This window comes from Nonomuraea sp. NPDC005730 (assembly GCF_040630865.1).
Taxonomy (GTDB): domain Bacteria; phylum Actinomycetota; class Actinomycetes; order Streptosporangiales; family Streptosporangiaceae; genus Nonomuraea.
Genome location: NZ_JBEXYK010000035.1, coordinates 83,097 through 102,112 on the forward strand (window position 1 = coordinate 83,097; position 19,016 = coordinate 102,112).

At 74.6% G+C, this 19,016-nt stretch carries 16 protein-coding genes; 13 read left to right on the forward strand and 3 right to left on the reverse strand.

Annotation, left to right across the window (positions count from 1 at the left end; genetic code table 11):
* Positions 1-122 precede the first annotated feature (122 nt).
* The 4 genes from ABZ444_RS31790 to ABZ444_RS31805 all read left to right on the forward strand — a co-directional run bounded on the left by ABZ444_RS31790 (position 123) and on the right by ABZ444_RS31805 (position 4,318).
* Entirely contained in the window at positions 123-1,316 is a 1,194-nt protein-coding gene (locus ABZ444_RS31790) for a hypothetical protein (RefSeq protein WP_358004807.1), read from the forward strand.
* Positions 1,317-1,545: 229 nt separating this feature from the next.
* Positions 1,546-2,583 carry a hypothetical protein gene (locus ABZ444_RS31795; protein WP_358004809.1) on the forward strand — a complete coding sequence of 346 codons (1,038 nt, stop codon included), beginning with the start codon at positions 1,546-1,548 and terminating at the stop codon, positions 2,581-2,583.
* Complete coding sequence (locus ABZ444_RS31800) at positions 2,580-3,716, forward strand: histidine kinase (protein WP_358004811.1); 1,137 nt, start codon at positions 2,580-2,582, stop codon at positions 3,714-3,716. The genes ABZ444_RS31795 and ABZ444_RS31800 overlap by 4 nt, the downstream gene beginning before the upstream one ends.
* Positions 3,713-4,318: a response regulator transcription factor gene (locus tag ABZ444_RS31805; protein ID WP_358004813.1), complete on the forward strand. Its 606-nt coding sequence runs from the start codon at positions 3,713-3,715 to the stop codon at positions 4,316-4,318. The genes ABZ444_RS31800 and ABZ444_RS31805 overlap by 4 nt, the downstream gene beginning before the upstream one ends.
* Before the next feature lie 25 nt (positions 4,319-4,343).
* Here ABZ444_RS31805 and ABZ444_RS31810 read toward each other — a convergent pair whose 3' ends face one another.
* Positions 4,344-5,447 carry an FAD-dependent monooxygenase gene (locus tag ABZ444_RS31810; protein WP_358004816.1) on the reverse strand — a complete coding sequence of 368 codons (1,104 nt, stop codon included), beginning with the start codon at positions 5,445-5,447 and terminating at the stop codon, positions 4,344-4,346.
* A gap of 100 nt (positions 5,448-5,547) precedes the next feature.
* Between ABZ444_RS31810 and ABZ444_RS31815 the strand changes: the two genes are divergently transcribed.
* From ABZ444_RS31815 to ABZ444_RS31845, 7 genes are all read left to right on the forward strand, one after another.
* Entirely contained in the window at positions 5,548-6,135 is a 588-nt protein-coding gene (locus ABZ444_RS31815; protein ID WP_358004819.1) for a helix-turn-helix domain-containing protein, read from the forward strand.
* A gap of 125 nt (positions 6,136-6,260) precedes the next feature.
* A complete protein-coding gene (locus ABZ444_RS31820) occupies positions 6,261-7,835 on the forward strand; it encodes an FtsX-like permease family protein (protein ID WP_358004822.1) in 1,575 nt (524 codons plus the stop codon).
* A gap of 311 nt (positions 7,836-8,146) precedes the next feature.
* Complete coding sequence (locus ABZ444_RS31825) at positions 8,147-9,304, forward strand: Cmx/CmrA family chloramphenicol efflux MFS transporter (RefSeq protein WP_358004825.1); 1,158 nt, start codon at positions 8,147-8,149, stop codon at positions 9,302-9,304.
* A gap of 151 nt (positions 9,305-9,455) precedes the next feature.
* Positions 9,456-9,869 (forward strand): helix-turn-helix transcriptional regulator, encoded by a 414-nt coding sequence (locus tag ABZ444_RS31830; protein ID WP_357979097.1) that lies wholly within the window; start codon positions 9,456-9,458, stop codon positions 9,867-9,869.
* A 10-nt stretch (positions 9,870-9,879) separates the two neighbouring features.
* A complete protein-coding gene (modA, locus tag ABZ444_RS31835; RefSeq protein WP_358004828.1) occupies positions 9,880-10,677 on the forward strand; it encodes a molybdate ABC transporter substrate-binding protein in 798 nt (265 codons plus the stop codon).
* An 86-nt stretch (positions 10,678-10,763) separates the two neighbouring features.
* Complete coding sequence (locus ABZ444_RS31840; protein ID WP_358004831.1) at positions 10,764-11,525, forward strand: ABC transporter permease; 762 nt, start codon at positions 10,764-10,766, stop codon at positions 11,523-11,525.
* On the forward strand, positions 11,507-12,553 hold the full coding sequence (locus ABZ444_RS31845; RefSeq protein WP_358004834.1) for an ABC transporter ATP-binding protein: 1,047 nt from the start codon (positions 11,507-11,509) through the stop codon (positions 12,551-12,553). Before ABZ444_RS31840 ends, ABZ444_RS31845 begins: the two co-directional genes overlap by 19 nt.
* 37 nt (positions 12,554-12,590) lie before the next feature.
* Here the strand turns inward: ABZ444_RS31845 and ABZ444_RS31850 are convergent, their stop codons facing one another.
* Both ABZ444_RS31850 and ABZ444_RS31855 read right to left on the reverse strand, forming a co-directional pair.
* Positions 12,591-12,917, reverse strand: coding sequence for an STAS domain-containing protein (locus tag ABZ444_RS31850; RefSeq protein WP_358004837.1), 327 nt, complete (start codon positions 12,915-12,917; stop codon positions 12,591-12,593).
* Positions 12,914-17,089, reverse strand: a complete 4,176-nt coding sequence (locus ABZ444_RS31855; RefSeq protein ID WP_358004840.1) for a SpoIIE family protein phosphatase — start codon at positions 17,087-17,089, stop codon at positions 12,914-12,916. Before ABZ444_RS31855 ends, ABZ444_RS31850 begins: the two co-directional genes overlap by 4 nt.
* Positions 17,090-17,335: 246 nt before the next feature.
* On the opposite strand from ABZ444_RS31855, the gene ABZ444_RS31860 reads away from it, so the two are divergent.
* Both ABZ444_RS31860 and ABZ444_RS31865 read left to right on the forward strand, forming a co-directional pair.
* Positions 17,336-18,583, forward strand: coding sequence for a GAF domain-containing SpoIIE family protein phosphatase (locus ABZ444_RS31860; protein WP_358004842.1), 1,248 nt, complete (start codon positions 17,336-17,338; stop codon positions 18,581-18,583).
* Positions 18,562-18,918, forward strand: a complete 357-nt coding sequence (locus ABZ444_RS31865; RefSeq protein WP_358004845.1) for an STAS domain-containing protein — start codon at positions 18,562-18,564, stop codon at positions 18,916-18,918. Before ABZ444_RS31860 ends, ABZ444_RS31865 begins: the two co-directional genes overlap by 22 nt.
* The last annotated feature ends 98 nt before the right edge of the window (positions 18,919-19,016 follow it).

Consider the following 19,016-nt stretch of genomic DNA (forward strand, 5'->3'; position numbering starts at 1 on the left):
CTCCGTCATCGGCCGCTGCCTGCCGGTGAGCAAGACCCGCGGATGGAACGGGATGGAACGCCGCGGAACGCCCATGCTCTGAGGTGCCGTCGTCGACGGCGCCCGGACCATGAGGAGGTCAGATGCAGCTCTCCATCCCGAGGAGGCTCGGCAGACGATCGCGGGCCGTCCTGGTGGCGGCCGTGGCGGCCGCCGCGCTCGCGGCCGCCGTACCGGCCCAGGCGGCGGCGCCGCCCACCACGCACGCCATCGCCTGGGGGAAGGGCGGTTTCGGGCAGCTCGGCGACGGCGGCTACGCCGACCAGCAGCTCCCTGTCAAGGTACGCGCCGAGGAGCAGGGCTTCACCGAGGTCGCCGGCAGCCTCACCCACTCCCTGGCCATCGCGGCCGACGGCTCGGTCTGGGCCTGGGGGCAGAACAACAACGGCCAGCTCGGCGACGGCGGTCACACCGACAGCAACGTCCCGGTCAAGGTCCAGGGCCTGACCGGCGTCGCGGAGGTCGCGGCGGGCTGGGGGTTCAGCCTGGCGCGCACCGCCGACGGCCACGTCTGGGCCTGGGGCGTCAACAACTCCGGGCAGCTCGGCCTGGGCGCGTTCGGCGGCTCGTACGCCACCCCGCAGCCGCTCGGCGAGCTGCGCGGCATCACCCACATCGAGGCCGGCTGGTTCCACAGCATGGCGTTGCGGAACGACTTCAGCGTGCTGGTCTGGGGGGACAACTCGCGCGGCCAGCTCGGCGACGGCACGGGCGTGGCCAAGGCGAGCCCCACCATGCTGCCCGGCCTGGGCGGCGAGAGCGGGCCGGTCTACGACATCGCCGCCGGATTCTCCCACTCGCTGGCCGTCCGCTCCGACGGCACGCTGCTGGCCTGGGGCGCCAACAACTCCGGCCAGCTCGGCAACGGCACCACCTCCGTCACCGCGTCCTACAGCCCGGTGCACGTCGTCGGCAGGTACGGCCAGGTGCGCGCGGTGGCCGCCGGCTGCCGGCACAGCTACCTGGTGGACGGCTCGGGCAACGTGTGGGGCTGGGGCGACAACACCGAGGCCCAGGTGGCCTTCACCGGCGCGCTCGTCAAGCAGCCGCAGCTCGTCCCGGGCCTGTCGGACGTCAAGGACGTCGCGGCCGGCTGCGCCTTCGGCCTGGCCCTGACCGGCGGCGGCGAGGCGTACGGCTGGGGGCAGTACAACTCCGGCCAGACGGGCACCGGCGTCCCGGTGCCGATGCCGCCGCGGCCGAACGCGTGGGGGCCGGGGCTCACGTTCATCGCCGCCGGCGGCGACCACGGCCTGGCCATCCGCAAGACCGGCTGAACCCGGACGAGCCCGCGAATCTCACGGGCCGTCCGATGACATCTGCATCTGTTCGCCGCCGTCCTCCGGGGTGCAGGCTGAGGCCTCGACATCCCCCCGAGGAAGGCGGCGACGACCTCTCATGGCCCTGCCGCTCACCCTGGTCCGGCCTCGGCGGCCGGACGCTGCCGCCGTCCGGCCGGGCGGCCTACCCTGGTCAGCCGGGGAACGTCGACGGGCGGTGGGCAGGGTGGCGGGCAGGGCGGAGTTCTGGCGGTCCGACCGGGTCGTCCGGCTGGCGCCGGTCGTCGCCGTCGTGTGCAGCTCCCTGCTGCCGCTGCTGCAGGTGACGCTGTCGTTCGGCTACGAGGGCAACGACAGCCGCACCGGGCTGTGGAGCCTGGCCGCGACCGCGGCCTACCTTCCCCTGCACCTGCGCCACGTCTGGTACGCCGCCCATGCCCGCCGTCCGCCGGCCGGTCGCTGGACGTTCGCGGTCATGGCCGTCGTCGTGCTCGGCGTGACGCCCTTGGCCGGGAACATGTGGCCGCGGGCGTACGCGGGGCTGCTGGTGTCGGCCGTGCTGGTGTTGCCGGCGCCGTGGTCGTACCTGGTCTGCGTGACCCTGGTGGCGGCGGCCGCGCCGGTGGCGCTGCTGCTGGGCCTGCCGTGGCAGGTGGCGTCGTGGCCGGTGTTCTCGGTGTTGTGCGGCGGCGGGGCGGTGCTGCTGCTCGTCTGGCTCGCCGCGGCCCTGACCCGGCTGCAGGCGGCCAGGCAGGCGCTGGCCCAGCAGGCGGTCGCGCAGGAGCGGCGGCGCATCGACGACGACCTGCGCCGTACGCTCGGCGGCGCGCTGGAGTCGCTCGCCGCCCGCGGCGAGCGCGCGGCGGCGGCCCTGACCACCGGAAACACCCCTGGCAGCGATCCCGGACCCTCCCCCGGGCTGGCGGCGGAGCTCGGGCGGCTCGCCGACGACTCGCGCCGCACGCTGGCCGAGGCCAGACGGCGGGTGCGCGGCTACCGGCAGCCGTCGCTGCGGGCCGAGCTGGAGACGGCCGCCACGCTGCTGTCGGCGGCGGGTGTGCCGACCCGCCTGGAGCTGCCCAGGCAGGGCGTCCCCGAGACGATCCCGCCCCGGCCGCGCGCGGCCCTGCGCGCCGCCGTCACCCGCCTGCTGCGCGCCGACGGAGTGCGCGCCTGCACGATCGCCGCCACCGTCGCGGGCGGCCGGGTGCTGCTGGAGGTCCGCGCCGACGACGTGACCGAGACGATCGAGGTGCCGGCATGACCGCGCAGATCCCGCCGGCCTGGGTGCTGCGGCATCCGCACCGGCCGTTCGTCGCGCTGCACGTCCCGCTGGCCGCGCAGGTGCCGGTCTACATCGGCATGGGCATGGAGGGGCCGCCCAGGAACCCCGTCCTGGCGGGCCTGGGCGTCCTGGCGGCCCTCGCGCTCCAGCTCCGCCACAGCCTGGCCGCCTCCCGCGGCGCCCGCCCGGCGGGCTGGCCCTGGACCCTGGCGGCGCTCCTGCTGCTGGCGAACCTGCCCCTGTGGTGGCTCGCCACGCAGTGGGAGGCCGTGACCGTCTTCGCCCTGGCCTCGATCGTCATGCTGCTGCGCGGCCCCGCGCGGGCGGTGGCCGCCGTCGCGCAGGTCCTGCACCCCGCCGCGCTGGAGGTCGCGCAGATGCTGCGGGACGGCGACACGGTGCCGCACGCCCTGCTGCTGGCCGTCTACCCCGTGCTCGGCCTGGTCGTGTTCGGCGGGGCGCTGGTCGCCGGGGCCCGCCTGGTGCTGCTGCTGGAGGAGCTGGAGGCCACCCGGGCCGAGCTGGCCGCCGCCGCGGTCGGCGAGGAGCGCGTCCGGGTCTCGCGCGACCTGCACGACCTGCTCGGCCAGAGCCTGTCGGCCATCTCCCTCAAGGGCGACCTGGCCCTGCGGCTGCTCGCCAAGGACGCCGGCGCGGCCCGTGCCGAGATCGAGAGCCTGACCGGAGTCGCCCGCGACGCCCTCAGGGACGTACGCGCGATCACCCGCGACGAGCTGGCCGTGTCGCTGCGCACCGAGATCGACGGCGCGGCGGCCCTGCTCGGCGCGGCCGGGGTCGACACCCGGCTCGACGTGGCCGCACTGCCGCCGCTGTCCGGCCCGGCCCACGACGCGCTGGCGTGGGCCATCCGCGAGGGCACCACCAACCTGCTGCGGCACAGCGAGGCCACGACCTGCGCCATCACCGTGGCCCGCGGCGACGGCACGGTACGGTTGGAGATCGTCAACGACGGCGTGCGCGGCGTCGGCGGGCCGGGGTCGGGGCTCGCCGGGGTGACCGAACGCGCCCGCGCGGCGTCCGGCTCGTCGTCCACCGCCGTCCACGACGGCCGTTTCCGGTTGTCGGTCGAGGTTCCCGAGGAAGGCCCGTGATCCGCGTACTGATCGCCGAGGACATGCACATGATCCGCTCGGCCCTGGTCGCCCTGCTCTCGCTGGAGGACGACATGGAGGTCGTGGCCGAGATCGAGCGCGGCGACGAGGTGCTGGCCGCCGCCCTCCGGGTACGCCCGGACGTCGCGGTGCTGGACATCGACATGCCCGGCCTGGACGGCCTGTCGGCCGCCGAGCAGCTGTCGCGGCGGCTGCCGGAGTGCCGCACGCTGGTGCTCACCGGGCTCAGCCAGCCGGGAAACCTGCTGCGCGCGCTGAAGGTGCACGCGCGGGGGTTCATCGTCAAGGACGCCCCGGCCCAGACCCTGACCGACGGCATCCGGCGCATCGCCCGCGGCGAACGGGTGATCGACCCCGAGCTGGTCGCCGCCGCCCTGGAGACCGGCAGCAGCCCGCTCACCGCCCGGGAGACCGAGGTGCTGCGCGCCGCCGCGTCCGGCATCCGCACCGCGCAGATCGCCACCCAGCTCTCGTTGTCGCAGGCCACCGTGCGCAACTACCTGTCGAACGCGATCAGCAAGGTCGGCGGCCGCAACCGCATCGACGCCATCCGCATCTCCCGCGACGCCGGCTGGCTCTGAGCCGCCGGGGTCTTCGGCCACGACCTCAGACCGCGTAGTCCTTGAGCGCGACCGCGTCGTCGACGTCGTCCGGCATGGGCTCGTCCGGCGCCCCGAAGAACCAGCGGGCCGCGGCCCGGCCGTGCCGCTGGTTGCGCTCGACGTAGTCGCGCATCCGGTGCTCGTAGGCGGCCAGGCCCGTGACGTGGTCGGGGGCCTCGGCCAGCTCCCCGGCCAGCACGTACGCGCCGATCAGGGCCTGTGAGGTGCCGCGGCCGGAGGTCGGCGCCGCGCAGTAGGCCGCGTCGCCCAGCAGCGTGACCCGGCCGTTCGTCCAGGTGTCCATCACGACCTGGCCGGAGGAGTCGAAGAAGAACTCCTCCGCCTCCCGCATGGCCGCCAGCAGCCGGGGCACCTCCCAGCCCGCTCCCGCGTAGTGCTCGGCCACCAGGCGTTCCTGCTGGGCGCGGTCGCGCCGGTCGTAGACGAGGTCGTCGGCGGCGAACGACAGGCCGACCCGCAGTTCGGTGTTGCCGTGGGCGGTGAAGGCGAGCGCGCTGCGGCCGGGGGTGTTGTGCATCAGGCCCGCGTCCCGCAGGTCCAGGATGTTGCCGGTGGTGAACAGCGCGCCGAAGATGCCGAGGTCGCGCACGTAGCGCGACTCGGGGCCGAAGGCGAGCGCGCGCACCTTGGAGTGCATCCCGTCGGCGCCGACCACCAGGTCGAACGTGCGCGGCGCGGCCTTCTCGAACCGCACCCGCACCTCCGCCGCGTCCTGGTCGATCGCGGTGACGGTGTCGTCGAACAGGTACTCGGCGGTGTCGCGGGTGGCCTCGTACAGGACCTTCGTGACGTCGGACTTGAGCACCTCCAGCTCGCCGGAGATCGCGGTGGCGGGCAGCACGGCGAGCGCGTCGCCGGTCTCGTCGACCAGCGTCATGGAGGTCATCGTGGTCGCGTGCCGGCGCATCTCGACCAGCAGGCCCATGCGCTCCAGCACGTCCAGGGCAGAGCCGCGGAAGTCGATGGCCGCGCCGCCGCCGCGCGGGGCCGGGGCGCGCTCGACGACGGTGACCTGGTGGCCGTGACGGTGCAGCCAGTAGGCAAGGGCGGGGCCGGCGACGCTGCCGCCGGAGATCAGGATCCGCATTGGAATGTCCTCTTTCGTCGGGTGAACGCTCCACACCGTACGCAGATTTGGGCAAATGCGCAAGACGTGCGTCTAAGGCGTCCGTGCTAGGCTTCCGGCCATGGGAAATCGCGAAGACCTGCTGGCCGGAGCGCGGCGCTGCCTGGAGGAGAAGGGCTGGGGGCGCACCACCGTCCGCGACATCGCCACGGCGTCGGGCGTGAGCATGGCCGCCATCGGCTACCACTTCGGCTCGCGTGAGGCGCTGCTCAACGCGGCCCTGGTCGAGGCCATGGGCGAATGGGGGGAGAAGGTCGGCGCGGCGCTGGCCGCCCTCGACGACCCCGGCAGGTCGCCCGCCGAGAGCTTCGAGGCGCTGTGGGAGCAGCTGATCGGCTCGATCAACGAGCACCGCACGTTGTGGCTGGCCAACCTGGAGGCGCTGGTCCAGGCGGAGCACTCGCCGGAGCTGCGCGAGCAGCTCGTGGCCGGTCAGCGCGAGGGGCGGCGGGGCATGGCCGCCCAGCTCACCGGGGTGCCGGAGGAGGAGATCGGCGACGGCGAGGTGCGCGCCGTCGGCTCGGTGCAGCTCGCGCTGCTGCTGGGGGTGATGGCCCAGTGGCTCAACGACCCGCAGGCCGCGCCCTCGGCCGCCGACGTGGTCGAGGGGCTGCGCGCCCTCACCACCCGGTACGGGCTGGCCAGGTGAGGCAGGCGACGATCAGCCGGGTGGCCTCGGTCAAGGCAGTCTTTGCCGGTCTTTGAATGACCGTTCAATATCCTGAATGTGCCATCAGGAGAGCGGACGTTCGTCGAGGAGAACCGGCCGTCTTCGTGGCCTCGCTGGCGGACGACCCCGACGTGGTCGCCCGCCACGGCCCCTACCGCATCGTCTACGCCGACCTCACCACCCGCGGCTCGACGTCGTCCCAGGTGGTGGTGCACGGCTTCGCCGAGCGGCGCGGCCCGGTCAACCGGCCGCTGGTGACCTCGGGCCGGTGGGTGCGCCCCGGCGGCGCCGTCCTCGAACGCGGCTTCGCCACCGCCCTGGGCGTCGGCGTGGGCGACCGCGTCACCATCGCCGGCCGGCCGTACCCCGTCGTCGGGATCGCCGTCACCGCGGCCACCTCCGTCTACCCCTGGGCGGCGCAGATCGGGCCGGGCGGCGGCCCCAGCGACTACGGCGGCCTGGCCTGGCTGACCAGCTCGGACGCCCGGACGCTGGCCTCCGCCCGGCACCTGCCGGTCACCACGGCCATCGACCTCAAGCTGCGTGACCCCGCCGCCACCGAGGCGTTCCGCGACGCGCACCGCGACCCGGAGCTGCGGGTCGACTTCCACTCCTGGCAGTTCACGGCCGCGCAGGACACCGTCATCCTCAAGGACAGCCGGCCGATCCTGGTGGTCGGGAGCTGGCTGCTCAGCTTCCTGGCCGTCACCGGCGTCGCGGCGCTGGCCGCCGGGCGCGCCGCCGCGCAGGCGCGCCGGGCCGGGCTGCTCAAGGCCGTCGGCGCCACCCCCGGGCTGATCGCCACCGTCCTGCTCACCGAATACCTGGCGCTCGCGCTGGCCGGCGACGCCCTGGGGCTGGCGATCGCCCGCCTGACCGCGCCCGCCCTGGCCGGCCCCACGGCCAGCCGGATCGGCGACGCGGCCGAGCTCGGCGGCCCCGTCGTGGTCACCGCGACCGTCCTGGCCGTGGTGGTCGCGGTGCTGTCCACGCTGCGTCCCACGCTGCGTCCCACGCTGCGCGCCATGCGCACGGCCACCGTCACGGCGCTGTCGGCGACCGCGCGGCCGCCCCGTCACCGGCCCCGGATCACCGCCCTGTCGGCGCTGCTGCCCACGCCGCTCCTGCTCGGACTGCGGCTGACCGCCCGCCGCCCCGGCCGGGCGGTGCTCCAGGCGTGCTCCACCGCCACCACGGTGATCGCGATGGTCGCCCTGCTGACCCTCCACGCCCAGCCGGAGCGTGGCTACGGCCTGGACGGCTCCTCCGTCCTGCCCAACCTGCGCGGCGTACAGGACCGGCGGCCGATGCTCGCCGTCACCGTGCTGCTGATCGTCCTGGCCGTCGTGAACACCGTCACGCTCACCTGGACCACCGCCATGGAGGCGCGCGCCACCATGGCCGTCGCCCGCACGCTCGGCGCCACCCCCGGGCAGGTCGCTGCGGGCCTGTCCAGCGCCCAGCTGCTGCCCAGCCTGCCCGGCGCCGTCGTCGGCGTCCCCCTGGGCCTCGGCCTGCTCTCGCTCTTCGCGGCCGGGAACTCGGTGCAGGCGCCTTTCTCCTGGCTGGCCGCGGCCGTGCCGGCCACCCTCCTGGCGACCGCGGCGTTCGTCGCCCTGCCCGCCCGGCTGGCCGCCCGCCGGCCCGTGGCCCAGGCACTCGGCGCCGAGACCGCGTGACCGGCCGCGCGCGAACCCGGTGGACGGCTTCCGTGATCTCCGGCTAGGGTATGGCGCGTGTCCGGTCCCGAGGCGTCAAGACGCTAGCCACCGATCGTCGGTGGCTTCTCGTGATGTCATGCGGCCGCGCCGTCCCTGAGACCGCGCGCCCTTCCGTCATCCGATCACCTTCGTACGGACCGGTTCCTCCCGGCTGTTCCGCCACCGTCGTGGCGTCGAACCCGGGCCTCTCCCCCTCGCGGTAGCGCCCGCGCCCTTGCTACGCCGCCGGCGCGCCGCGTTCCTTCGTGCTGCCTTTTGGAGTACCGCTCGTGCCTTTCGCCATCTACGTTCTCGGGCTGGCCGTGTTCGCCCAGGGAACGTCGGAGTTCATGCTGTCCGGGCTGGTCCCGGCCATCGCCGCCGACCTGGGCGTGTCCGTCCCGGCCGCCGGCGCGCTGACGTCCGCGTTCGCCGCGGGCATGGTCGTCGGGGCGCCGCTCATGGCGCTGCTCAGCCTGCGTTGGCCACGCCGGCAGGCGCTGCTCGTCTTCCTCGTCGCGTTCGTGCTCGTGCACGTGGCGGGCGCGCTCACCACCGACTTCGCCGTGCTGCTGGCCACCCGCGTCCTCGGGGCGCTGGCCAACGCCGGTTTCCTCGCCGTGGGCCTGGCGACGGCGGCCGGCATGGTCGCCCCCGACGCCAAGGGGCGGGCCACGTCCGTCCTGCTCGGCGGCATCACGCTGGCGTGCGTCGCCGGGGTGCCCGCGGGCGCCGTGCTCGGTCAGGCGTTCGGCTGGCGGTCGGCGTTCTGGGCGGTGGCGCTGGTCTCGCTGCCGGCCGTCCTGGCCGTCGTGCGGTCGGTGCCGGCCGGCGGCCAGGAGAGCGACCGTCCGCGCGCCCGGCACGAGCTGCGGGCGCTGCGCGAGCCGCGCCTGCTGGTCGCGCTGGCGCTGGGCGCGCTGGTCAACGCCGCCACCTTCTGCACCTTCACCTACCTGTCACCGCTGGTCACCGAGGTGAGCGGCGTTTCCGACGGGTGGGTGCCGGTGCTGCTCGCGCTGTTCGGGCTGGGGTCGTTCGCCGGGGTGACCGCCGCGGGCCGGCTGTCCGACGCGCGGCCGGCGCTGGTCCTGGTCGCGGGTGGGCTCGCGCTGCCGGTCGGGTGGGCGCTGTTCGCGTTCGCGGCGGCTGTTCCGGCTGCGGTGTTCGTGCTGGTCTTCGTCCAGGGCGCGCTGTCCTTCGCGGTCGGCTCGACCCTGATCGCCCGCGTCCTGTACGCGGCCGCCGCGGCGCCCTCGCTCGGCGGCTCCTTCGCCACGGCGGCGCTCAACGTGGGGGCCACCGCGGGCCCGGCGCTCGGCGGCGCGGCCATCGCCGCCGGGCTCGGCTACCGGTCGGCGCTGTGGGTCAGCGCCCTGCTGGTGGTCGTGGCGCTCGCCGTGGCGGCCCTCGTCCACAGGTCGTCGGCGAGCGTCACGCCGCGCTGACCGGGGGCGGGAAGATGGTCCGGCGGCAGTGACCGGGCGCGGTCGCCGGATGTGCCCTCGTGGATGCGATGGCATGTCCGGCGATCATCTCGCTGTTGCGTAGCCAGACCGGGCTTCAGGGTGGAATATGCGGAAGGTAGGGTGTGGGCTTGTGACGACGTTCCGGATCAGCGAGGCCGCGGCGCTGCTCGGGGTCAGCTCCGACACCGTCCGGCGGTGGGTCGACGCGGGCCGGCTGGCGGCCGAGCGTGACGAGCACGGCCATCGGCGGGTCGACGGCGCCGATCTGGCGGCCTTCGCCCGTTCGCAGATCGAGAGCGACGGCGAGGGCGGTCGCTCCTCGGCGCGCAACCGCTTCCGCGGGATCGTGACCGAGGTGATCCGCGACGCGGTGATGGCCCAGGTGGAGATCGCCGCCGGGCCGTTCCGCGTGGTGTCGCTGATGAGCCGGCAGGCGGCCGACGAGCTGGGCCTGCAGGTGGGGGTGGTGGCGGTCGCCGTGATCAAGTCCACCAACGTCGTCGTGGAGATCCCCGGCCACGAGCGCGTGGCCAGTCAGGTGTGAGGAGCCCCCCTTGGTGTTCAGGCGTCTTTCCCGATGGACGATCGCCCTGCCCGTCGCGTTCGCGCTGGCCGGCTGCGGCTCGGGCGCGCCGGCCACGTCCGCCTCGTCCGCTCCCGCCGCGTCCGCCGGCGGGGGCGCCGGGGAGGTGACGGTGTTCGCGGCGGCCTCGCTGACCGGCACGTTCACCGAGCTGGGCAAGAGCTTCGAGAGCGCCCATCCGGGCACGACGGTGAGGTTCAACTTCGGCTCCAGCGCCACCCTGGCCCAGCAGATCGTCCAGGGCGCCCCGGCAGACGTGTTCGCCGCCGCCAGCCCGGCCACCATGAAGACGGTCACCGACGCCTCCCTCGCGGGCGCCCCGGCCACGTTCGTCCGCAACAAGCTGCAGATCGCGGTGCCCGCCGCCAACCCGGCCAAGGTCGACGAGCTGAAGGACCTGGCCGACCCCGCGGTGAAGGTGGCGCTCTGCGCCGAGCAGGTGCCGTGCGGGGCCGCCGCGGTCAAGGCGCTCGGCGCGGCCGGCCTCAAGGTCAGGCCGGTGACCCTGGAACAGGACGTCAAGGCCACGCTCACCAAGGTGCAGCTGGGCGAGGTGGACGCCGCGCTGGTCTACCGGACCGACGTGATCGCCTCCGGTGGCAAGGTGACCGGCATCGACTTCCCCGAGGCCGCCCAGGCGATCAACGACTACCCGATCGCGGCCCTGACCAAGGCCCCGGCCGGTGACCTGGCCAAGCGGTTCGTCGACCTGGTGCTGTCCCAGCAGGGCAAGGACGTCCTGGCCAAGGCCGGTTTCGAGGCCCCGTGACCGCTCGCTCCCGACGTCCCGGCCCGGCAGAGCCGCCCGGGGGGCGTCCGCTCGCGGGCCGTGAGGTCTCGGGGCGGGCGCCGTGGATGTTGATCGTGCCCGCGCTGGCGGGGCTGGCGTTCCTGGTGCTGCCGCTGGCCGGGCTGCTGATCCGGGCCCCCTGGTCCACGCTGCTCCGGCGGCTGGCCGAGCCGCACGTGCTGGAGGCGCTGCGGTTGTCGCTGCTCTGCGCCACCGTCGCCACGGCCTTCTGCCTGCTGCTCGGCGTGCCGCTGGCCTGGCTGCTGGCCCGGGTGTCGTTCCCGGGGCGGCGGCTGGTGCGCGCGCTGGTCACCGTGCCGCTGGTGCTGCCGCCGGTGGTCGGCGGCGTGGCACTGCTGCTGGTGCTGGGGCGGCGCGGCCTGGCCGGGCAGTGGCTGGAGTCCGCCTTCGGCATCACGCTGCCGTTCACGACGGCCGGTGTGATCGTCGCCGAGGCGTTCGTCGCGATGCCCTTCCTGGTGATCAGCGTGGAGGGCGCGCTGCGCGGCGCCGACCAGCGCTTCGAGGAGGCCGCCGCGACGCTCGGCGCCTCCCGCTGGACGGTGTTCCGCCGGGTGACGCTGCCCATGGTGATGCCGGGCGTGGTGGCCGGGGCCGTGTTGTGCTGGGCGCGGGCGCTGGGCGAGTTCGGGGCGACGATCACGTTCGCCGGCAACTTCCCCGGCACCACCCGCACGATGCCGCTGGCGGTCTACCTGGCGCTGGAGACCGAGCCGGAGGCGGCGATCGTGCTCAGCCTGGTGCTGCTGGCCGTCTCGGTGGTCATCCTGGCCAGCCTGCGCGACCGGTGGGTGAGCGCGCCGTGACCCTCGACGCCCGTCTGGTGGTCACCCGGCCGGCCTTCACCCTCGACGTCTCCCTGCGGGTCGCCGCCGGTGAGGTGGTGGCGTTGCTCGGCCCCAACGGCGCCGGCAAGACCACCGCCCTGCGCGCCCTGGCCGGGCTCACCCCGATGACCGGCGGGCGGATCAGCCTGCGCGGCGCGCCGCTGCACACGCTGCCCGCCGAGGGCCGCCCGATCGGCATGGTCTTCCAGGACTACCTGCTCTTCCCGCACCTGTCGGCGCTCGACAACGTCGCCTTCGGGCCGCGCTGCCAGGGCGTGCCCAAGGCCGAGGCCCGCCGGACGGCCGCCGCCCTGCTGGAGCGGGTGGGCCTCGCCGCCCACGCCGCGGCCAGGCCGCGGCGGCTGTCCGGCGGGCAGGCGCAGCGGGTCGCCCTCGCCCGCGCGCTGGCCGTACGGCCCGAGCTGCTGCTGCTGGACGAGCCGCTGGCCGCGCTCGACGCCCACACCCGGCTGGAGATCCGCTCCCAGCTGCGCCGCCACCTGGCCGACTTCGCGGGCGCCACCGTGCTGGTCACCCACGACCCGCTCGACGCGATGGTGCTGGCCGACCGGCTGATCGTCATCGAGCACGGCACGGTTGTGCAGGAGGGCCCGCCGGCCGAGGTCGCCCGCCATCCGCGCACCGACTACGTGGCCCGCCTGGTCGGGCTCAACCTCTATCGCGGCGTGGCCGAGGGCGTGCGGGTCAAGGTCGGCGAGGTGCTGCTGCACACGTCCGAGGAGCTCGACGGGCCGGCGTTCGTGGCCTTCCCGCCCGCCGCCGTGGCGTTGTACCGCAGCCGCCCCGACGGCAGCCCGCGCAACCTGTGGCACGCCCGGATCGAGGGCATCGAACGGCACGGCGACAACGTGCGCGTGCACCTCGACGGCCCCCTGACGGCCTTCGCCGACATCACCCCCGCCGCCGTCGCCGACCTCGACCTGACCCCCGGCCAGCGGATCTGGGCCTCCGTCAAGGCCACCGAGACGCACGCCTACCCGGCCTGAACGCTTCCCCCCGCCGGTCAGCAGGATCGGAGCTGCTTCAGGCGCTGTGGCCGTCCTGGGGCGGGTCGGCGTACGTGATCTCCTGGATGGCGGCGACGTCGGCGAAGCCGGCGATCGTCAGGACGGGTTCGAGCAGCGGGTTGGCGACGAGCCGGATCCGCGCGGCGTGCGTGAACAGCACGGTCAGGCCCGCGCTGTCCAGGTACGCCACCTCGCTCAGGTCGACGAGCACCATGCTCTCGCCGGTACGGGCCAGCGCCTCCTCCAGGGCCCCGGCGTTGCTCATGTCGATCTCGCCGGCGGCGGCCACGACCTGGGTGCCGTCCGGCCGCGTCGAGGCCGCAAGGGTCAGAGGGGTGGTCATGAGCTGATCCTCGCATGCATGTCGACGGTGGTACCGGCCGCGCCGGGTTCGATGGTGACCTCGTTCATCAGGGCGCGCATGAGCGCCACGCCCCGGCCCCGGTGCGGGTTCGCCTCGGGCTCAGGAGGCTTCCAGCGGCCGGTGTCGGCGACGGTGAGCCGCAGGTCGCCGGGGGTCGCGACGGCCCGCAGGCGGATCGTCCGGCCGGGGGCGTTGCGGTGGCCGTGCTCGATCGCGTTGGCGCACGCCTCGCCCGCCGCCACGAGCACGTTCTGCACCAGCGAAGGGGTGAGCTGGCAGCGGGCCAGCCACTCCCGCAGGGCCGAGCGCACGGGGGCGAGCTGGCTCGACTCGGCGGGGAAGTCCACCTCCAGCGGGGCGGGCTGGCGGTAGAGCAGCAGCGCGACGTCGTCGTTGAAGCCGCCGTCCGGGGTGAGGGAGGACATGACGTCGCTGGCCAGCTCCTCGATCGGGGTGGACCGCCCGACCTGGACGGCGGCGCTGGCCTCGCCGATGCCCGCGGTCAGCGGACGCCGCCGCCGCTCCACCAGCCCGTCGGTGTAGAGCAGCAGGGTGGACCTGGCCGGCATGGTGCACCGGGCCTCGGTGCGCCCGCGGGCCGACCGTACGGCCAGCGGGGTCGAGCGGCCGCCCTCCAGCAGCTCGGTGGCGCCGTCGGCGTGGGCCAGGATGCCGGGGGGATGCCCGGCGCTGGAGTAGACGAGGTCGCCGGTGGCGGTGTCCAGGACGCCGCAGAAGACGGTGGTGCACTTGGCGCCCGGAATGAGGGCGGCGAACCGGTCGAGCGCGGTGAACACCTGGGCCGGCCCGGCGTCCTGGAGCAGCAGGGCCCGGCAGGCGCTGCGCAGCTGTCCCATGACGGCCGCGGCCTCCAGCCCGCGCCCCACACAGTCGCCGACGACGATCCCGATGCGTTCGCCGGTCAGCGGCACGATGTCGTACCAGTCGCCGCCGACCTCCAGCGGGCGGGTGGCCGGCTCGTAGCGCACGGCGAAGCCGCTGGGCAGCCGGGACGGGCCGAGGATGGCGCGCTGGAGCGCCACGGCCGCCTCACGCTGCTGGTCGAGCTGGTGCACCCGGTGCAGGGCCTGGCCCAGGTGGCCGGCCAGCAGCGCCAGCAGGGTCTGGTCCTCGCGGGTGAACGGCCGGTTCCGGCCCAGGTCGATCCAGACGGCGAGCAGGCCCTCGGGATGCTCCAGGGTGATGCCGGCCCCGTCCGTCTCGGAGGCGACGGCCCGCAGGGGCGGCTGCTCACGCAGGCCCGTGAGCTCGGCCCGCACCCGTTCCGGCAGGTCCTGCCAGGCCGGGCCGGACGGGGCGGTGACCAGGCCGCGGGAACCGTCCTCGTCCCAGACGACGGCCGTGACCTGCCGGGCGTGCCAGACCTCCTGCAGCGCGTCCAGCCCGCCGGCCAGGGCGTCGTTCAGGTTGCCGGCCTGCGAGACGCGCAGGCCGAGCGCGGCGAGCGCGCTCTCGCGCTGCACGAGGTAGTGCTCGGCGGTCACGTCGCGCAGGGTGCCGACGACGCGGCGCCGCCGAGTGCCGGGGTCGGTGACCGAGTTGAACGTGACCGCGACCCACACCTGGTGCCCGTCACGGTGGGTGACGGGGATGACCGCGCTGCCCCTGCCCTCGCCGACGAGCCGCCCGAACGCCTCGGCGACCAGGCCGTGGGCCTGCGGGTCGCGCTCCTCGTCCGGCCACCAGGGGTGGCGGGGCCGGTAGGGCAGGCCGGCGGGGCCGTAGCCGAGGATGTCGGTGAACGCCGAATTGATCTCGATCACCGCGCCGTCCTCGTCGGTGACGAAGAACGCCTCCTGCAAGGAGTCGATCATGGCGTTGCGCCAGCGGGTGTGGTGGTTGCGCATCCGCGCCAGCTCCACGTTGGCCCGCGCCCGTGCCAGCAGCTCGGCGGCGGAGAACGGCTTGACCAGGTAGTCGTCGGCGCCCGCCGCCAGGCCCTCGATCGAGGCCTCCTGCCCCGCGCGCGCCGACAGCAGCAGCACCGGCACCCCGGCGGTACGCGGATCGGCCCGCAGCGCGGCGACCAGGGCCAGGCCGTCCAGGCGCGGCATCATCACGTCGCTGACCACGAGGTCGGGCTCGTCGGCGTGCACGGCGTCGAGCGCCTGGAGACCGTCGCCGACGGCGGTGACGTGGTAGCCGGCGCCCTTGAGCAGCCGGACGAGGTACTCGCGCATGTCCCGGTTGTCGTCGGCGATCAGCACCCGGGCCGGCGGGCCGCCGCTCGGGCCCGGCGAGCCGCCGCCGTCCGCCGAGACGTCCGAGGACGTCCCCGCGCCGGTGACGTCGTCCTCGGGCAGCCAGCGCAGCGCCTCCTGCACGAACGGCTCGGCGCCGGACGAGACCGCCTTCGCCGGGCGGCCCGGCACCAGGCTCCCGGCCGGAAGGTGGTCGGCGCCGAAGGGCAGCCGGATGGTGAACGTCGTGCCCTTGTCCTCGACGCTCTCGGCCGCGATCGTGCCGCCGTGCAGGCCGACGAGCTCCTGGACGAGAGCCAGCCCGATGCCGCTGCCCTCGTTGGAGCGCGAGCGGGCGCTCTCGATCCGGTGGAACCGTTCGAACAGGCGCGGCAGCTCCTCGGCCGGGATGCCGATGCCCGTGTCGGAGACGGTCACCACGGCCTGCCCGTCCCGCACGCCCACCCGGACGGCGATCGAGCCGTCGAAGGTGAACTTCAGCGCGTTGCTCAGCAGGTTGAGCACGACCTTCTCCCACATGGTCCGGTCGATGTAGACCGGCTCGTCCAGCGGCGGGCAGTCCACGTGGAAGGACAGGCCGGCCTTGTCGACCGCCGAGCGGAAGACGCTGGCCAGGTCGGCGGTCACCGCCGCCAGGTCGACCGGCTCGTAGCGGGCCTGCATGCGGCCGGCCTCGATCCGGGAGAAGTCGAGCAGCGTGTTGACGAGCCTGCCCAGGCGCAGGGCGTTGCGGTGGACGACCTCCAGGTCCTGGCGCACCTCGGGGGCGGCCCCGGCCAGCGTGTTCCGCAGCTCCTGCACCGGGCCCATGATCAGGGTGAGCGGCGTGCGGAACTCGTGGCTGATGTTGGAGAAGAAGACGGTCTTCGCCCTGTCGAGCTCGGCCAGTTCCTCGGCCCGCCGCTGCTGGGCCTGGTAGCTGCGGGCCGAGGAGATGCCGGTGGCGACGTGCCCGGCGGCCAGCTCGACGAACCCGCGGTATCCGTCGTCCAGGGCGCGGTAGCGGTTGAGCGCGGCCACCAGGAACCCGTACGGCCTGCCTCCCTGCTGCAGCAGCGGCACCACCAGCGCGTGGGTGGGCGGCTCCGGCCAGTTTCCGGGCGGCAGCCCGGCGTGGGGGGCCGCGTCGAGCGCCACGAGCGCCGGCTCGCCGCGGGCCGGGGCCTGGACCGGCCACACCGCGTCCGGGTCGCCGGGCGAGAGGACGGCCGGCGCCGCCGGATGCTCGGCGGGCAGCCCGGTCGCCCCGGCCAGCCGCGCCCGGCCGTCGCCGTCGAACAGGTACGTCAGGGTGAAGGGCAGGTCCTGGAGGTTGCGGCCGAGCTGGCGGCAGGCGAAGGTGAGCATCTCCTGCTGGGTGCGGACCACGCTGGGGTCGGAGCCGAGATCGCGCAGGGTGGCCATGCGGCGTTCGCCGATGACCCGCTCGGTCTCCTCGCTGACCACGCAGAGCATGCCGATCACCGAGCCGTGGTCGTCGCGCAGCGGGCTGTAGGAGAAGGTGTGGTACGTCTCCTCCGGGTAGCCGGCCCGCTCCAGGAACAGCAGCAGTGCCTCGTCCCAGGTCGCCTTCCCGGTGGCCAGGACGGTGTCGATCCGCGGGCCGATGTCGTCCCAGATCTCCGCCCACACCTCGCGGGCCGGCCGGCCCAGCGCCCACGGGTACTTCTGGCCCAGCGTGTCGCGGCGGTAGGCGGCGTTGCAGAAGAACGTCAGCTCCGGCCCCCAGGCCATCCACATGGAGAAGCGGGACGACAGCAGGATGCTGACCGCCGTCTGGAGGCTCTGTGGCCAGTGTTCCGGACGGCCCAGCGGGGTCGCCTCCCAGTCGACCTCGGCCAGGTCGCGGCCGACCTCGTCGTCCACGGTGAAGATCCCGGCACCGGCCGCCGCCGCGGGCCGCCGCTCACCGTGGTCGTCGTATGTCATCCGGCTCCCCCTTGTTCGCTGCGGGCGCGTCTACCCCGCGTCGCGCCGGTGATGCCGTCGCGGCTGTGGACCGGCAGGTCAGGTACCACCTCGACCGTAGGTAGAATAGGGCAAATCACTCCGGGGGTCGGGCCTCCGTCCCTGCTCGGCGCGTGTGCCGAGCGGAGCGAGCGGAAGGAGCCGGACGTCAGCACCGCCGATGAGACGCACCGCGCGGCGGCCCGCCGGCGGCACGAACTCCCCGCCGTGCCGGGCCAGGCGACACTGGACCGGGTGGCCTCGCTGGCGGCGCGCATGTTCCACGCTCCCATCGCGACCGTGACGTTCGCCGGTGACGACGGGGTGCGCCGGGTGGCCGCCCACGGCCCGCCGGCCGGCCCGTTCCCCGGCGGCTCGGAGGAGAGCCTGTACGCCGCCGTGCTCGCGCGGGGCGAGGTGTGCGTGATCCCGGACGTCACGACCGACTCGGCGGTGGCCGCCGATCCGCCCGGCGGGACCGGCGTGCGCTTCTTCGCGGCGGCCCCGATCACCGGCCCCGACGGCCGCTGCGTGGGCAGTGTCAACGTCATGGACTTCCGTCCCCGGCAGGCCGCGGACGAGGACGTGAGCGCCCTGCGGGACCTGGCCGCCCTGGTCATGGACGAGCTGGAGCTGCGCCTGGCCGCCTCGCGCACCCTGGCCACCGAGCGGGGGCTGCGGGCCGACGCCGAGCGCCTGGCGCGCACCCTGCAGCAGACGCTCGTCCCGCACACCCTGCCGGAGGTGCCGGGCCTGCGCGCGGCCGCCGCCTACCATCCCGTCTCGGTGGACGAGGTGGGCGGCGACTTCTACGACCTGTTCCCGCTCGACGGCAACCGCTGGGCGTTCTTCCTCGGGGACGTCTGCGGCAAGGGCGCCGACGCGGCCGTGCTGACCTCGCTCGTCCGTTACACCCTGCGCGCCGCCGCCGTCTACGACCCCGACCCGTGCGCGGTGCTGGCCAACCTGGACGCGGTCCTGCAGCAGGAGCACGCCGGTCAGGTCATGCCGCCGCCGTACTGCACGGCGGTCTTCGGGGTGCTCGACCCCGTGGACGGCGGCTTCGAGGTCACCCTGGCGGGCGGTGGGCATCCGCCCTCGCTGGTGGTGCGCGCCGGTGGCGCCGTCGAGGCCGTCCATCCCGAGGGCGGCCAGCTCATCGGCATCCTGCGCGACCCGTACTTCGCCCAGGTGAGCACCCGTCTGGGGCCCGGCGACGCCCTCCTGCTCTACACCGACGGTCTGACCGAGGCGCGCACCGGCACCGGGGCCAGGCTCGACGAGGAGGGCCTGGCCGCCTACCTGGCCGCCGCCGCCCCCACCAGCGCCGACGGCCTGCTGGCCACGGTGCACAAACTGATCACGACCCTCGGCGACGGCGTGTCGGACGACACCGCGGTGCTCGCCCTGTCCGTCCCCGCCCGCTCGACGGGCGTCTCTTCTGAGGAGCCCCAGTGCAGCACGACCACGGTCTGACCATCACCTCCCGGCCCCATTCGGCGCGCATCCGCATCCTCGCGGTGGCCGGCGACCTCGACCACCACACCTCCCCCCGCCTGCACGAGGCCCTGGACGAGCTCGGCCTCGCGCCGGGCGACGGCCTGGTGATCGAGATGTCGGGGCTGCGGTTCTGCGACTCCACCGGCATCTCCGTGCTGGTCAGCGCCCATCAGCGAGCCCAGGACGCGGGCGCCGGCCTGGCGCTGGCCGGGCTCAGCCCGGACATCGAGCACGCGTTCAAGATCATGGGGCTGACCCGCCTGCTGTCCTTCCACGACGACGTCGACAAGGCCGTCGCCGCCCTGCGGTGAGGCGCTAGCCCCGTTTTCCGCACGTGAGTGATCTTCAGCGGATGTCTCGTGGATCGATGTCGAGAAGGTCCAGGAGATGCAGTTGAAGGTCGGTGGGT

Excerpts from the sequence above, each read along its gene's own strand:
- ABZ444_RS31810 (WP_358004816.1), bottom strand. The coding sequence starts at position 5,447 with ATGCGGATCCTGATCTCCGGCGGCAGCGTCGCCGGCCCCGCCCTTGCC.
- ABZ444_RS31815 (WP_358004819.1), top strand. The coding sequence starts at position 5,548 with ATGGGAAATCGCGAAGACCTGCTGGCCGGAGCGCGGCGCTGCCTGGAG.
- ABZ444_RS31855 (WP_358004840.1), bottom strand. The coding sequence starts at position 17,089 with ATGACATACGACGACCACGGTGAGCGGCGGCCCGCGGCGGCGGCCGGT.
- ABZ444_RS31800 (WP_358004811.1), top strand. The coding sequence starts at position 2,580 with ATGACCGCGCAGATCCCGCCGGCCTGGGTGCTGCGGCATCCGCACCGG.
- ABZ444_RS31840 (WP_358004831.1), top strand. The coding sequence starts at position 10,764 with ATGTTGATCGTGCCCGCGCTGGCGGGGCTGGCGTTCCTGGTGCTGCCG.
- ABZ444_RS31850 (WP_358004837.1), bottom strand. The coding sequence starts at position 12,917 with ATGACCACCCCTCTGACCCTTGCGGCCTCGACGCGGCCGGACGGCACC.
- ABZ444_RS31790 (WP_358004807.1), top strand. The coding sequence starts at position 123 with ATGCAGCTCTCCATCCCGAGGAGGCTCGGCAGACGATCGCGGGCCGTC.